The organism is Krasilnikovia sp. M28-CT-15 (genome assembly GCF_047159595.1).
Classification (GTDB): domain Bacteria; phylum Actinomycetota; class Actinomycetes; order Mycobacteriales; family Micromonosporaceae; genus Actinoplanes.
The window spans coordinates 6,371,416-6,386,011 of the sequence record NZ_BAAGAK010000001.1; the positions used below are offsets into that span (position 1 = coordinate 6,371,416).

The 14,596-nt window shown below is 71.6% G+C and carries 11 protein-coding genes and 1 pseudogene; 4 read left to right on the forward strand and 8 right to left on the reverse strand.

The genetic code is table 11. From position 1 onward, the window contains the following. The first annotated feature begins 193 nt into the window (after positions 1 to 193). Complete coding sequence (locus ACMCNO_RS29145; protein WP_412752636.1) at positions 194 to 2,146, forward strand: penicillin-binding transpeptidase domain-containing protein; 1,953 nt, start codon at positions 194 to 196, stop codon at positions 2,144 to 2,146. Positions 2,147 to 2,867: 721 nt separating this feature from the next. Here ACMCNO_RS29145 and ACMCNO_RS29150 read toward each other — a convergent pair. The 5 genes and pseudogenes from ACMCNO_RS29150 to ACMCNO_RS29170 all read right to left on the reverse strand — a co-directional run. Beyond that, positions 2,868 to 3,777, reverse strand: a pseudogene (locus tag ACMCNO_RS29150) (arginase family protein); the annotation flags it as partial. A gap of 75 nt (positions 3,778 to 3,852) precedes the next feature. Then, positions 3,853 to 4,788 carry a tetratricopeptide repeat protein gene (locus ACMCNO_RS29155; protein WP_412752637.1) on the reverse strand — a complete coding sequence of 312 codons (936 nt, stop codon included), beginning with the start codon at positions 4,786 to 4,788 and terminating at the stop codon, positions 3,853 to 3,855. Positions 4,789 to 4,930: 142 nt separating this feature from the next. Further along, positions 4,931 to 5,131: a DUF397 domain-containing protein gene (locus ACMCNO_RS29160; RefSeq protein ID WP_412752638.1), complete on the reverse strand. Its 201-nt coding sequence runs from the start codon at positions 5,129 to 5,131 to the stop codon at positions 4,931 to 4,933. A gap of 23 nt (positions 5,132 to 5,154) precedes the next feature. After that, on the reverse strand, positions 5,155 to 6,009 hold the full coding sequence (locus ACMCNO_RS29165; RefSeq protein WP_412752639.1) for a helix-turn-helix domain-containing protein: 855 nt from the start codon (positions 6,007 to 6,009) through the stop codon (positions 5,155 to 5,157). A gap of 287 nt (positions 6,010 to 6,296) precedes the next feature. Then, positions 6,297 to 7,982, reverse strand: a complete 1,686-nt coding sequence (locus tag ACMCNO_RS29170; RefSeq protein ID WP_412752640.1) for a methylmalonyl-CoA mutase — start codon at positions 7,980 to 7,982, stop codon at positions 6,297 to 6,299. Positions 7,983 to 8,128: 146 nt separating this feature from the next. Here ACMCNO_RS29170 and ACMCNO_RS29175 point away from each other — a divergent pair, with 146 nt between their 5' ends. Further along, entirely contained in the window at positions 8,129 to 8,788 is a 660-nt protein-coding gene (locus ACMCNO_RS29175; RefSeq protein WP_412752641.1) for a Pr6Pr family membrane protein, read from the forward strand. Between the two features lie 54 nt (positions 8,789 to 8,842). Here ACMCNO_RS29175 and ACMCNO_RS29180 read toward each other — a convergent pair whose 3' ends face one another. The 3 genes from ACMCNO_RS29180 to ACMCNO_RS29190 form a co-directional block, all read right to left on the reverse strand. After that, positions 8,843 to 9,970, reverse strand: coding sequence for a sugar ABC transporter substrate-binding protein (locus tag ACMCNO_RS29180; protein WP_412752642.1), 1,128 nt, complete (start codon positions 9,968 to 9,970; stop codon positions 8,843 to 8,845). Between the two features lie 258 nt (positions 9,971 to 10,228). Continuing rightward, positions 10,229 to 11,194 carry a methylmalonyl Co-A mutase-associated GTPase MeaB gene (meaB, locus tag ACMCNO_RS29185; protein ID WP_412752643.1) on the reverse strand — a complete coding sequence of 322 codons (966 nt, stop codon included), beginning with the start codon at positions 11,192 to 11,194 and terminating at the stop codon, positions 10,229 to 10,231. Positions 11,195 to 11,228: 34 nt separating this feature from the next. Further along, positions 11,229 to 12,413: an acetyl-CoA C-acetyltransferase gene (locus ACMCNO_RS29190; protein ID WP_412752644.1), complete on the reverse strand. Its 1,185-nt coding sequence runs from the start codon at positions 12,411 to 12,413 to the stop codon at positions 11,229 to 11,231. A 144-nt stretch (positions 12,414 to 12,557) separates the two neighbouring features. Here ACMCNO_RS29190 and mce point away from each other — a divergent pair, with 144 nt between their 5' ends. Then, complete coding sequence (gene mce / locus ACMCNO_RS29195) at positions 12,558 to 13,004, forward strand: methylmalonyl-CoA epimerase (RefSeq protein ID WP_412752645.1); 447 nt, start codon at positions 12,558 to 12,560, stop codon at positions 13,002 to 13,004. Positions 13,005 to 13,285: 281 nt separating this feature from the next. Continuing rightward, the gene (locus ACMCNO_RS29200; protein WP_412752646.1) at positions 13,286 to 14,581 is read left to right on the forward strand and encodes a DivIVA domain-containing protein; all 1,296 of its coding nucleotides are present in this window, start codon (positions 13,286 to 13,288) and stop codon (positions 14,579 to 14,581) included. Positions 14,582 to 14,596 lie beyond the last annotated feature (15 nt).

A 14,596-nucleotide genomic window follows, 5' to 3' on the forward strand; every position in this document is an offset into this window, starting at 1 on the left:
CCACGACGCTGTGGGTTCGATGTCTCGACCCCAGCCTAGAGCGTGGGCGGCGAGGGCCGAAAACGCGCGGGTGGGAACGGGCCGTTCCGGCACCAGTTTTGATACATCTCACCCGTCACGGGTCCACGGAACCGCCCGAGTCCGACTACCGTTCCCTAAGTTTCTGAAACGTACCTTCGGAGGGGAGAATCCCATGCGCCGCTTCCGGCACACGGCCCGCGGTCGTGACCTGCGGCAACGCCGCACGGCCGCGGCGGTGTCCGCCGTGCTGCTGCTGGCCGGCGCCGCCGCGGGATGCTCCTCGTCCGACGGGCCCGAGGACACCCTGGCCGACTTCCTGACCGGCTGGCGCTCCGGCAGTCTCGACAAGGTGGGATTCGTCCGCGCCGACGGCGGCACGATCAAGGCCCCGGAGGTCGTGGATCAGTTGCAGGCCCTCTCCGGCGACCTGGCCCGTTCGCCGCTGGTGCTCAGTGCCCAGGGAGAGCCCAAGGTCACCGGGGACATCGCCGCGGGCACGATCAAGCTCGACTGGACGCTGCCCGGCGGCACCCCGTGGTCGTACCAGAGCACGGTGCGGATGACCAAGCAGGACAGCGACGGCTGGCGCGTCGTGTGGGAGCCGGCGATCGTGCAGAGCGAGCTGACCACCGGCGACCGTCTGGCGCTGCGCCGGGTGCCCGCCAAGCGGGCCGCCATCCTCGACGGCGCCGGGCAGCCGATCGTCGCCCCGCAGCAGGTGGTCACGATCGGGGTCAGCCCCGAGAAGATCAAAGACCTGGCGGGGCTGACGGCGGACCTGCAGAAGGCGTTCGACAAGATCGACGTAGATGTCGACCTCAAGGAGCTGAAGGCCCGGGTCGGCAAGGCCGACCCGGGAGCCTTCCTCGACCTGGTCACCCTGCGCCGGCCCGACTACAACAAGATCCGCGACGACGTACGGCCGCTGGCCGGGACGGTGTTCCGCGAGGAGGAACGCCTGCTCGCGCCCACCCGCCAGTTCGCCCGCGCGCTGCTGGGCACGGTCGACCCGGCGACCAAGGACGACCTCGTCGCGAACCCGGACACCGTGGCGGCCGGTGACCTGGTCGGCCACGGGGGGCTGCAGCAGCGCTACGACAGCGTGCTGCGCGGCGTCGCGGGCACCTCCGTGGTGATCTCCCGCAAGTCGCCGGACGACAACACCGTCGAGGACGCCCAGCTGTTCAGCTCCCCGCCGCAGCCCGGCACCCCGGTCAAGACGACCTTGAACACCGACACCCAGCGGGCCGCGGACGCCGCCGTGGGAGCCGAGCCGAAGCCCAGTGCGCTGGTCGCCGTACGGATCAGCGACGGCAACGTGCTGGCGGTGGCCAACGGCCCCGACGGCGGCGGGGTCAACACGGCGTTCACCGCCCAGGTCCCGCCCGGATCCACCTGGAAGATGGCCTCCGCCCTCGGCCTGCTCACCAAGAAGGCGGTCACCGCCGACGACCCGGTCGAGTGCCCGAAGACCGCGACCGTGGACGGCCGGGAGTTCCGCAACGCGGCCGGCGAGGTCCTCGGCAAGGTCCCGTTCCACACCGACTTCGCCAAGTCGTGCAACACCGCGTTCGTCGGGCTCGCCCCGAAGCTGGGCGCCGACGGCCTGGCCAGCAGCGCCGCCCAGCTCGGCGTGGGCGCCCAGTGGGACATGGGGATCGAGGCGTTCACCGGCAAGGTCTCCACGGGCGCCACCCCGACCGAGCTGGCCGCCGCGGCGTTCGGCCAGGGCACGACCGTGGTCAGCCCGCTGGCCATGGCCGGGGCGACCGCCGCCGTGGCCCGGGGCCAGTTCCGCCAGCCCCACCTGGTCACCGACCCGGCGCCCGCGCACCCCGCGGCCGACGGCCCGGCCCTGGACGCCACCGCGGTCGGCGCCGTCCGCGACATGATGCGTGAGGTGGTCACCGGCGGCACGGGCACCGGCCTGCGCAACGTTCCCGGCAAGCCGGTGTTCGGCAAGACCGGCACGGCCGAGTTCGCCGACGGTCAGAAGGACACCCACGCCTGGTTCGTGGGCTGGCAGGGCGACATCGCGTTCGCGGTGATGGTGCAGAAGGGCGGTGCCGGCGCCGAGGCGGCGGTCCCGATCGTCAACCGCTTCCTCACCACCTTGAACAAGTAGGCGCAGGCCGCGGGTCGCACCGGGACCGAAACCGACGATCTTGGTGACTTCTGGCCAGCTACAGACCAGAAGTCACCAAGATCGCCCCGTGACGGTCTCGGTCAGGCGATGTCGGCCTCGTCGGGGCCGCTGTCGAACGCGGGGCGCTGAGCCGGGAGCGTGAAACCGTCCGCGGGTCGTGGCCGCAGCGTGCCGGGGCGGGTGGCCGGCAGCGGCTCCGAGTCGAGCAACGGGGTCGCCCCCAGCGGCCGGCTGACCGGCCGGACCACCTCCCGCCCCGCGTCCCCGTCCCCGGGCGGCAGTTCCCGGGATGCCCCGCTGGGGGGCACATCCGCGGGGTTCTCCCCGTGTGGCCCCTCCCCGGCGGTCCCCACGTCAGCCACCGCGCCCGCGAGCACCATCCCCTCGCCGACCACGCCCGGCGCCCCGGCCACGGCGAACTCGTCGAGCCCGACCGGCTTCTCGACCACGGCCGCCTCGTCGAGCACGACCGGCTCCTCGACCACGGCCGGCTCGTCGTGAAGGGCGTCCCTGTCGACCGGCGTCGACGAGACCGGTGGGAACGAACCCGACGGCGACTCGGCCAGCGGGTCCTCGGGCCGGGTACCGTCCACGGCGGAGTCCGACGTGCCGACCGCCTCCGGCTCGCGCCCTGCGGGCTTCTGCTGGACCGGGTCGAGCAGGTCGCGGCGGGCTGCGATCAGGTCCGGCCGCGGCCCGGAGGACCGTACCGGTGACAGCCCGGCGACCAGCGTCGAGGTGATCTCCTCGGCGTACGCCCCGTCGGGGTCGTAGTCCGGGTCGAAGACCGTGATCTCCACGCCGAGGCAGTGCGGGGTGTCCACCAGCCCGGCCAGCAGCAGCTCCAGCTCGGGGAACGCGATGCCGCCCGGCGACGGCGCGTCCACCGCCGGCATGACGGCCGGATCGAGCACGTCCACGTCCACGTGCACCCAGAACCCGGCGCAGTCGACGAGCTGGTCGCGGGCCCACTGGGCGGTCCGCGCCGCACCCGCGACCCGCAACGTCGGGACGGGCCGGGTGACGATTCCGGCCGCCTGCAGGTCGAGCCGGTACTCGTCCTGGGCCCGAATGCCCAGGACCACCACGTCGATGTCCCGGAAGTACGGCCGACGCCCCTCGATCGCCGCGAGGTCGGTCTGTCCCCGGCCGGTGACCAGCGCCAGGTCCTCCCCGGCGGCGGCACCCACGTACGAGGCGTTGCCGGGGTGCCGGAAGTCGGAGTGCCCGTCGACGAACACGAGCCCGATCCGGCCCCCGACCGCCTCGCCGAGCCGGTGCATCGCCAGCCCGGAACCGAGCACGATGGAACAGTCACCGCCGAGGACCACCGGGAACTCGCCCGCGTCGAGGATCGCCCCGATCCGGTCGGCCAGTGCCCGCGAGTACGCCGCGATCGCGTCCGCGTGGCAGACGCCGTCACCGGGCCGCCACTCGCCCCAGTCGTACCGGGGCGCGGTGAGACAGCCCGCGTCGCGGGCGCCGAGCCGGGGGATCAGGCCCTTGTCCCGCAGGGCCCCGGGCGCCTTGGCGCACCCCGGCACCGACGTCCCGGTCGGCGGGCGCAGACCGAGATTGGACGGTGCGTCGAGGACGGCGATGCGGCGCATGGGGCCCCCGGGTGGGTCGAGCAGAGCGGGTCAGCCAGAGTGGATCAGGCGAATGGCCGGTCAGGCAAGTGTCGGTCAGAACAGGGCGCTGGCGAGGGCACGCCGCGCGCCGGCCACCGCGGGGTCCTCGGGACCGGCCACGGCGAACAGCGACAGCAGGTGCCGCCGTACCTCGTCGCGCTCGTCCCCGCTGGTGCGCCGGACCAGCCCGACCAGCCGCGTGTACGCCTCGGCTGCCTGCCCGCTGAGCACCTCGATGTCGGCGGCCAGCCGCTGCGCCGCGCTGTCGTCGGGGTCGGCGGCGGCCTTGGCCAGCGCCTCGGCAGCGTCCACCCCGGACACCCGGCGGTAGAGGTCCACCTGGGCGAGGCCGGACTCGGCGGCCCGGTCCTGCGGGGATTCGGCGAGGATCTTCTTGTATGCGGCCTCGGCCGCGTCGAGGTCGCCCATCATGAGGGCGTCGTCCGCGGCGTCCAGGCGCGGATCCTCGGACGGCGTCACGGAGATCCCGGCGGCCTTGAGTACGGCGTCCAGGTACTGCCGGATCTGCGCCTCGGGCAGCACCCCGGTGAAGCCCTCGACGAGCTGGCCACCGACCACCGCGACGACCATCGGGATGCCCTGCACCCGCAGCGCCTGGGCGAGCCGCGGATTCGCGTCGACGTCCACCTTGCCGAGCAGCCAGCTGCCGGCGCCCTCCGCGGCGAGTTTCTCCAGTACGGGCGAGAGCTGCTTGCAGGGCTCGCACCACTCGGCCCAGAAGTCGAGGACGACGGGGGTGGTCATCGACCGTTCGAGCACGGACTGGAAGTTCGCCTCGGTGACATCGATGATCGCCTCGGAGCCGGCCAGCGGCCCACCGCCGGGGACGCCCGCGGGCGTGGGTGAGTCCGCGGGTGCGGCGGGCGTCGGGCCGGCCGGGCGCGCCGGGGCCTGGCTCGGCCCGCGCAGCGCGCTGAGGTCGACCGCGCCGCGGGTGAAGATCGACGGGGTGGTGCGTGGGTCGCTCATGGTTACCTAGTCTCGCACGCTGATGAGCGGCATTGCCGTGCCGCCAGGCGGGCGAAATCGGGCGCCCCGCCGGATCCGGCCGAGATGGACAAAAGCCCCCGGCGGGTGCGCCGGGGGCTGGTGTCAGGTCCGGGTACGGGTCCTAGCCCGGGAGGTCGAATTCTCCGTCCTGGGCGCCCGCGAGGAAGGCGCGCCATTCGGCGTCGGTGAAGCGGAGCACCGGCCCGCTTCGATCCTTGGAGTCGCGGACGACGATGGTTTCACCGTCGAGGCGCACCTCCACGCAGTTGCCCTCGGTCCCGCTGCGGGTCGAGGTCCGCCAGTTCTGGTCAAGGCGCCGCATGGCCACCCATCCTTTCCCTCGGGTCAACGGAGGTCGTCCAGCGCCGCCTCGAGCATGTCCCGAGAGGCGCCGGGTGAGGCCGCCGCCGCACGTAGCCCGTCGAACGCTAGCGTAAACCGTTGCACATCGGTGCCTTCGGCATATACATCCCCAGCTACCCCCTCGATGTACGCAACGTCCGGATCCTGCACGAAGCGCAGCACGACGAAGGAACCGATGACCCCGGGGTGCGCCCCGGCCGCGTACGGCAGGACCTGGAGGGTGACGTTGGGCCGCCCGGCCATCTCGACCAGGTGCTTGAGCTGCTCGCGCATGACCAGGGAACCGCCGACCTGGCGCCGGATCACGGACTCGTCGATGATCGCCCACAGGTCGACCGGGGTGGCGCCGTCGAGTCGCGCCCGCTGCCGCTGGATCCGGACCCGCACCCGGGCCTCGATCGCGTCGTCGGTCATGGCGGGCAGGGCCGAGGCGAGCAGCGCTCGCGCGTAGCTCTCGGTCTGCAGCAGGCCGGGCACGGTGATGGCCTCGAAGTCGAGCAGCCAGCTCGCCTCGGCCTCCAGCCCGATGAAGGTGGAGTACGCCGAACGCAGTTCACCGGCGTGCCGGGTCCACCACCCCTGCACCTTGCCGGCGCGGGCCAGCGCTTCCAGGTCGGAGCGGGTCGCCTCGTCGGACACCCCGTACAGGTCGAGGAGTTGGCGCAGGTCCTTGGGGCGCAGGCCACCGCGTCCGGTCTCGATCCGGCTGACGGTCGAGACGGAGACCTCGAGGTGCGCGGCCACCTCCTCGCGGCTGAGCCGCTGCTCGTCGCGGAGGCGTTTGAGTTCCAGACCGAGGCGGCGACGCCGGACAGTCGGGCTCACCTGGGTTGACATAGCCGCCAGTCTCCCGTTTGCACCCCGGAGGCGGTATCCCGCGCACCCGAACCGGTGACGCGCATTGCATATGCAATCCGGCCGTGCAAATCTTGCGCTCACCTGCCCATGGAAGGCTCCGTGATGGCACACATGCGCCGCTGGCGGCTTTTGCCCTTCATTCCTCCCCGATGTACCTGCGGGCTGCGGTGGCCCTGCCCCGACTCGGTCGCCTGGCCGGTCGGCACGCCGGTGCCGGACGGGTCGCGGCCGCGCCGCTCCCCGCCCGGACTGAACACCGCAGGGCGTCAGAAGCGCGCGGGCTCCCGGTAGACGCCCCACTCCCCGCGCAGCGCGTCGCAGATCTCGCCCAGCGTCGCCTCGGCGCGGACCGCGTCCAGCATCGCGGGGATCATGTTCTCGTCGGTCCGGGCCACCGCGACCATCCGGGCCAGGGCCTCCTTGACCCGTACGTCGTCCCGGTCGTCGCGGCGAGCGGTCAGGTCGCGCTTCTGGGCCAGCTCGACCTCGTGGGACACCCGCAGGATCTCCAGGTCCTTAGTGACCGTGCCGGTGTGGCAGTTGACGCCGACGATCTTCTTGTCGCCCTTCTCCAGGGCCTGCTGGTAGACGAACGCCGCCTCGGCGATGTTCGCGGTGAACCAGCCGTCCTCGATGCCGCGCAGGATGCCCGCGGTCATCGGGCCGATCGGGTGCGGCTGGGGGTCGAGCGCCAGGATCCGCTCGAAGATCTCCTCGGCCTCGGCCTCGATCCGGTCGGTCAGCGCCTCCAGATACCACGAGCCGCCGAGCGGGTCGGCGACGTTGGTGACCCCGGTCTCCTCCATCAGCACCTGCTGGGTGCGCAGCGCGATCTCGGCGGACTCGTCGGTGGGCAGCGCGAGGGTCTCGTCGAGCGCGTTGGTGTGCAGCGAGTTGGTCCCGCCGAGCACCGCGGCGAGCGCCTCGACCGCGGTACGCACGACGTTGTTGACCGGCTGCTGCGCGGTCAGCGACACCCCGGCGGTCTGCGTGTGGAACTTCAGCCACAGCGCCTTCTCGCTGGTGGCGCCGTACACCTCGCGCAGGCGGCGGGCCCAGATCCGGCGCGCGGCGCGGAACTTGGCGATCTCCTCGAAGAAGTCGATGTGCGCGTCGAAGAAGAAGCTCAGCCCGGGCGCGAACGTGTTGACGTCCAGGCCGCGGGAGAGCCCCAGCTCCACGTACCCGAAGCCGTCCGCCAGGGTGTACGCCAGCTCCTGCGCGGCGGTCGAGCCAGCCTCGCGGATGTGGTAGCCGGAGACCGACAGCGGCTTGTACTTCGGGATCTCGGCGTGGCAGTACTCCATCAGGTCGCCGATGAGGCGCAGGTGCGGCTCGGGGGCGAACAGCCACTCCTTCTGCGCGATGTACTCCTTGAAGATGTCGGTCTGCAGGGTGCCGTCGAGCTTGCTCAGGTCGGCGCCCTGGCGCTCCGCGGCGACCAGGTACATGCAGAAGACCGGCACGGCCGGGCCGGAGATGGTCATGCTGGTGGTGACGTCCTGCAGCTTGATGCCGTCGAACAGCACGTCCATGTCGGCGGCGGAGTCGATCGCGACGCCGCAGTGGCCGACCTCGCCGAGCGACTGCGGGTCGTCGGAGTCACGCCCCATCAGCGTGGGCATGTCGAACGCCACCGACAACCCGCCGCCCCCGGCGGCGAGGATCATCTTGTACCGCTCGTTGGTCTGCCGGGCGTTGCCGAAGCCGGCGAACTGCCGGATCGTCCAGGTCCGCCCGCGGTAGCCGGTCGGGTACAAGCCCCGGGTGTACGGGTACTCGCCCGGCCAGCCGATCCGCTCGAAGCCCGGGTACGTGGTGCCGTCCGGCGGGCCGTAGGCCGGGGCTACCTCCAGCCCGGAGAGAGTCGTGAAGTCGGCGTCCCTGGTGCGGGCGGAGTCGTAGCGCTGCTGCCAGCGCTCACGTCCGGCGGCGATGTCGGCTGCGTCCATGGCGCACATGGTATGCGACTCGACTGAACGATGGCTAAGTTGAGTCGTGCTTGCCGCCGATTGCCTGGGCACGGGGCTGAGCCGGTCGTGGTTGCCCTGAACACACCGGGCTGCGGTGCGGCGCCAGGAAGGCTAGTTTTCCCGCCATGAATCTGCGCGACCCGCGGCTTGCGACCACCATGCGCCTGCTCACGGCGACCGCCGTGCTCGTCGGCGTGATCCTCGATGCCTCCGGCGACTCGACCGTGCTGTCACTGCTGCCGTATTTCACCATCCAGAGCAGCATCGCCTACGGCGTCTTCGCGGCCTGGGCGGCCAGCCGGTCGTGGCGCGGCGACCTGACGACACCGGCCCCGCTCAAGGGCGCGGTCACCCTGTACGTGACCATCACCGGTCTGGTGTTCCACCTCGTGCTGGACAACCCGGCCAGCGGCTTCGCGCAGCTCGGTGTCCACCGCACCCCGGCCGAGGCGGTCGCCAACCAATTGCTGCACACGGTCGTGCCGCTGCTGGCGGTGCTGGACTGGCTGGTCTTCGACGAGCGCGGCCGCTTCAAGTGGCGCTACGCGCTGTACTGGCTCGCGTTCCCGCTGTTCTACCTCGGGTTCGCGCTGGTCCGCGGGCTGATCGTGGACAAGTACCCGTACCCGTTCCTGGACGTGAACGACCTGGGCTACGGCGGCGTGGCGCAGAGCGCCGTCTTCTTCGCCCTCGCGTTCTACCTGCTGGCCCTGCTGTTCGTGGTGATCGACCGGGTGCCGGCAGCGTTGCGGCGCCGACGGGCACCGGAGCAGGTCGAGGCGTAGGACGCAAGCGGCCCCCGGGGGATCACCCCGGGGGCCGCCTCACGTACGTCGGGCTCAGATCCCGTTCGCGGCGCAGAGCGCCTCGATGTCGTCCTTGCACACGTCCTTGCGCTCGACGAACCCGTCCTTCACGACGTCCTTGACGTTCTCCTTGAAGATCAGCTGCGGCTTCAGCAGCCGGGCGGGCACGTACGCGCCGGACTCGACGTCCTTCACCTTGCTCAGGCCGACGTCGATCTTCTCGCCCTTGAAGAGGTTGATCGCGAGGTTGGCCGCGGCTTCCGCCTCCTGCTTGATCGGCTTGTACACCGTCATGCACTGGTCGCCGGTGAGGATGTTCTGCAGGCCCTGCACGGTGGCGTCCTGACCGGTGACCGGGACGGTGCCGTTCAGCTTGTTCTTCTTCAGCACCCCGATGGCCGCGTTCGCGAGACCGTCGTTGGCCGCCACCACGCCGCGGATCTTGTTGCCGGTCTGGGTCATCATCTGCTCGAAGATGACCCCGGCCTCGTCGTTGCTCCAGTCGGGCACGGACTGGTCCGGACCCTTCACGTACGCCTCGGAGTCGAACATGGGCTGCAGCACCTGGTCGTAGCCCTGCTTGAACTGGGTGGCGTTGTTGTCCGTCGGCGAGCCGTTGAGGCTGGCCACGAGCGGGGCCTTGGTCCCCTTCTCCCTCAGGCACCGCTGCAGGCCCTGGCCCTGCAGCGTGCCGACCGTGACGTTGTTGAAGCTCACGTAGTAGTCGGCGCCGCCGTTGAGAGTGAGGCGGTCGTAGTCGATCGTGGCGAGGCCGGCCTTCTTGGCCTTGTCGAGCACGGTCTTGCCGGTGCCCGAGTCCAGGTTGACGATCATGAGGACCGTGGCGCCGCCGGAGATCATGCTGTCCGCGATCGACGCGAACTTCGCCTTGTCGCCCTGGGCGTTCTGGATGTCAGCCTGCACGCCGGCGGCGTCGAACGCCGCCTTGAGGAACTTGGGGTCGTCCGTGCCCCACCGCTGCGAACTCGCGGTGTCCGGCAGGATCACACCGATCTTGCCCTTACCGTTCCCATAGATCTTGGGCCCGCTCCCGGCGTCGCCGCCACCGGTGGTGCTGTCACCACCGTTGTCGTCGCAGCCCACAACGCCTCCCATGGCCAACAGGCCGACCATGGCAAAAGCGAACATCTTCCTACGCATCCCGCGTTCCTCCCGGCCAGAGGCGGCAAAGGCTACCAGCGCTGGAGCGCAGGTAAACCCCCGCATCCGTACGAACTTTGTCACTGTCCGCAGGCGATTCCGTGCTGCCGGTCACCGAGCGGAACGAGGCGAACACGAGCAGTCTTCATTTCTTGCGAAGACGCCCCGTTTTCGTCCGTTTGCAGCGTGGATCGCGGCGTCTGCCCGATCGGGCACCTTGTCTGGATCCAGCGAACTCCGGCCCGGTCGAGGCGCCGGTCAGAGCCCTTTGAGCAGTTCCTCCGCGGCGGCGTACGGATCCAGCTCGCCGTCGGCCACCCGGACGGCCAGCGCGCCCAGCGCCGTACCCTCGCGCACGGAGCCCAGCCGGGCGCGCAGCGTGCCCAGCGCGATCGCCTCGACCTCGGCGGCGGCCCGCTCCTGGCGCCGGCGGTCCAGCTCGCCGGTGCGCACCAGCCAGTCCCGGTGCTTGCCGATCGCGGCCACCACGTCGTCGACGCCCTCGCCGCGCACCGCGGTGGCCCGCACCACCTGCGGGCGCCACTCGTCCGGCCCCCGTTCCCCCAGCGCGAGCATGCCCTGGATGTCGCGGTACGTGGCGTCGGCGCCCGGCCGGTCCGCCTTGTTCACCACGAAGACGTCCGCGATCTCCAGGATCCCGGCCTTGACCGCCTGGATCGCGTCGCCCATCCCCGGCGCCAGCAGCACCAGCGTGGTGTCGGCCAGCGAGGCGATCTCCACCTCGGCCTGGCCGACCCCGACCGTCTCGACCAGCACCACGTCGCAGCCCGCGCCCTCCAGCACCCGCACCGCCTGCGGAGTCGTCGCGGACAGGCCGCCGAGATGGCCCCGGCTGGACATGGACCGGATGTAGACCCCGGGATCGGTGCTGTGCTCCTGCATCCGGACCCGGTCGCCGAGGATCGCTCCGCCGGTGAACGGGCTGGACGGGTCCACCGCCAGCACACCCACCCGGCGCCCCTGCTGACGCAGCGCCCGGACCAGCTCGTTCGTGGTGGTGGACTTGCCCACCCCGGGCGAGCCGGTCAGGCCGACGACCTGCGCCTGCCCCGCGTACGGCGCGAGAGCGGCGGCCACGGCGGGCAGCGCCGGGTCGCCGTTCTCGACGAGACTGATCAGCCGCGCGACGGCACGCGGGTCGCCGTCGCGGGCGCGGGCCACCAGCGTGGGCACGTCACGGGATCGGCGCGGGGTGAAGGTCACGGGAGCATCCTGCACCATCGCGTGACCCCCGTGCTCAGGCAGCGGGGACCCGGATGACCAGGGCGTCGCCCTGACCGCCGCCGCCGCACAGGCCCGCCGCGCCGGTGCCGCCGCCGCGGCGGCGCAGCTCCAGCGCGAGCGTCAGCACCAGCCGGGCGCCGGACATGCCGATCGGGTGGCCCAGCGCGATCGCGCCGCCGTTGACGTTGACGATGTCCTCGTCGACCTTCAGCTCGCGCATCGAGTGGATGACGACCTGGGCGAACGCCTCGTTCATCTCGACCAGGTCGAGGTCGGCCACCGTGAGGCCGGCCTTGCCGAGCGCGTGCTTGATCGCGTTGGCGGGCTGGGCCTGCAGCGAGTTGTCCGGGCCTGCCACGTTGCCGTGGGAGACGATCTCGGCCAGCCAGGTGAGCCCCAGCTCCTCGGCCTTGGCCTTGCTCATCACCACGACCGCGGCCGCGCCGTCGGAGATCGGCGACGAGCTGCCCGCGGTGATCGTGCCGTCGGGCAGGAACGCGGGACGCAGCTTGCCCAGCGTCTCCGCGGTGGACTCCGGCCGCACGCCCTCGTCCGTGTCGATCATCGGGTCGACCTCGCGCAGGCCGCCGCGGATCGGCACGATCTCCTCGGCGAAGCGGCCCTCGGCCTGGGCGGCGGCGGCGCGCTGGTGGCTGAGCGCGCTGAACGCGTCCTGCTCGGCGCGGGTGATTCCCAGGTGCACGCCGCTGCGCTCGGTCGACTCGCCCATGGCGGTGCGGTCCCACGGGTCGGTCAGCCCGTCGTACGCGGTGTGGTCGCGGACCAGGATGTCGCCGTACTTCTTGCCCTGGCGCTGGCCCATCAGCAGGTGCGGGGCGTTGGTCATCGACTCCATGCCGCCCGCGACCACGATGTCGAACTCACCGGCGCGGATCAGCTGGTCGGCCAGGGCGATCGCATCGAGGCCGGAGAGGCAGACCTTGTTGATGGTCACCGCGGGCACGTTCATCGGGATACCGGCGGCGACCGCGGCCTGCCGGGCCGGGATCTGGCCGGCGCCCGCCTGCAGCACCTGGCCCATGATCACGTACTCGACCTGGTCGGGGCGCACCCCGCCGCGCTCCAGCGCGGCGGCGATGGCATGGCCACCCAGCGCGGTGGCCGGAAGGTCCTTGAGGTTGCCGAGCAGGCGCCCCATCGGGGTCCGGGCACCGCTGACGATCACCGAGCTGGTCACGGGTCTACGCCTTCACGAGTTGTCGCCGGCGGGACGCCCGGCACTGGACGCCTCGCCAACTGAACGATGGTTAGGGTCAGCGTAGCCGTACGCCCGAGGGGAGACCCAGTCCCTTCGCACCGCGAAGATGTCACACTTCCGTTCATGCCCACGTTGCCTGCCGTCGGACTGCTCCGCATCGATCATGTCGGGATCGCCGTCCCCGACCTGGACGCCGCGCTCGCCTTCTACGCCGAGAACTTCGGCCTGCACTGCGTGCACGAGGAGACCAACGACGAGCAGGGGGTCCGGGAGGCGATGCTGGCGGTCGGGCCGGACGGCACCGGGCCGCGGCTGCAACTGCTGGCCCCGACCAGCCCGCAGTCGGCGATCGCGAAGTTCCTGGACCGCAGCGGGCCCGGGCTGCAGCAGCTGGCATACACCGTGGCCGATGTCGAAGCCGCCAGCGCGGCACTGCGCGAGCGCGGGCTGCGGCTGCTCTACGACACCCCGCGCCGGGGCACCGGCGGGTCCCGGATCAACTTCGTGCACCCCAAGGACGCCGGAGGGGTGCTTGTGGAGCTTGTCGAACCGGCCCCCGAAGGCGCCTGATTCGTACGCCTTGCGAGTGAAAGATCCTGGCGGGCACCAGCGGTGCCTGGCAGGATGGTGGGCATCGTCGAGCGCCGACGTGTGCGCATCTGCGACGATCACTCGCGAAACTGCAGGACAGCAGGTAGCGACGTCGGCACGGGACAGCAACGGCCCTCCGGCGACCCCCTCCGAATGGTTCGACCCGACCCCCGACGAGCCGCGAACCGGTGATCTCCAGGCGCAGAACCCGGGCCGTACGGTCTTGCGTGGCCCCCTGGGGGGTCTGCCAGTATGTCCCAATGCCCCAGCAGCAGGATGCCAATCTCGCGTTCTTCGAGAGCGCAAACTCACAGCACGACTTCACCGTCGTCCTGCGCGGCTACGACCGCGGACAGGTGGACGCGCACCTCGGCCGGCTGATCGCCGCCCTGAACCAGTCGGAACAGGCACGCGGCGAGGCCGAGCAGCGCATGAACGATGCGCAGCGCCGACTGCGCCAGGCCGAACAGCGGCTGAACGCGGTCGAGCAGAAGCTGGCCGACAGCAACAAGCTGCTGGAGGAAAACAACCGGCCGACGCTCTCCGGACTGGGCACCCGGGTCGAGCAGATCCTGCGGCTGGCCGAGGAACAGGCCAACGACCATCGCAACGAGGCGAAGCGGGAGTCCGAGGGCATCCTCTCCGCGGCCCGCCTCGAGGCACGCGAGATCACGGACAAGGCGCGCGCCGAGGCCGCCGCCATGAAGGCCACCGCGGAGCGCGAGTCGGGGCAGCTGCGCACGCACGCCGAGCGGGAAGCCGCCGAGACCCGGGTGCAGGCCCGCCGGGAGGCCGACACGCTGCGCAGCGACGCGGACCGGGAGACCAAGCAGCTGCGTACGGTCACCGCGCACGAGGTCGCCGAGCTGAAGTCCACCGTGGAGCGTGAGGTGGCGTCGCTGCGCGCCACCGCCGAGCGGGAGATCACCCAGCTGCGCGCCAAGGCCGCCCGCGAGGCCGAGGAGAAGCGGGCCGAGGCCACCAAGATGCTGACCGACGCCCGCGACAAGCGCGACAAGGACCTGCAGGCCCTCGCGCTGGAGATCGCCGAGCGGCGGGAGAAGTCGGAACGCGAGGAGGCCGAACGCCACGGCGCCCAGGTCAGCGCCACCCAGAAGATGGTGGCCGAGGCCGAGGAACGCGCCCGTGCGGCCGAGGACCGGGCCAAGGAGATCGAGCAGCGCGCCGAGAGCCGCCGCGTCGAGAGCGAGCGCGGCGCCGTCGAGGTGGTCGAGAAGTCCCGCGCCCTGGCGGAGAAGACCGTCGGCGAGGCCCGCGCCGAGGCGCAGCGGATGCTCAGCGAGGCCCGTACCGAGGCCGAGCTGACCACCCAGGCCGCCAAGCGCGAGGTCGAGGACCTGACCCGGCAGAAGAACGCGGTCACCAGCCAGCTCGGCCAGATGCTCTCCGGCCTGTCGGGCCTCGTGCCCACGCCCGCCGGCGCACCGGCGGCCGAGGCGCCCGCCGCCAAGGTGGACCCTCCGGCGCAGCGTTCCGCCGAGAACGGCACTCCCCCGACCGACGCCAAGATCGCCACGGCTAAGCCGACCTCCTGAGTCGTACGCCACCCG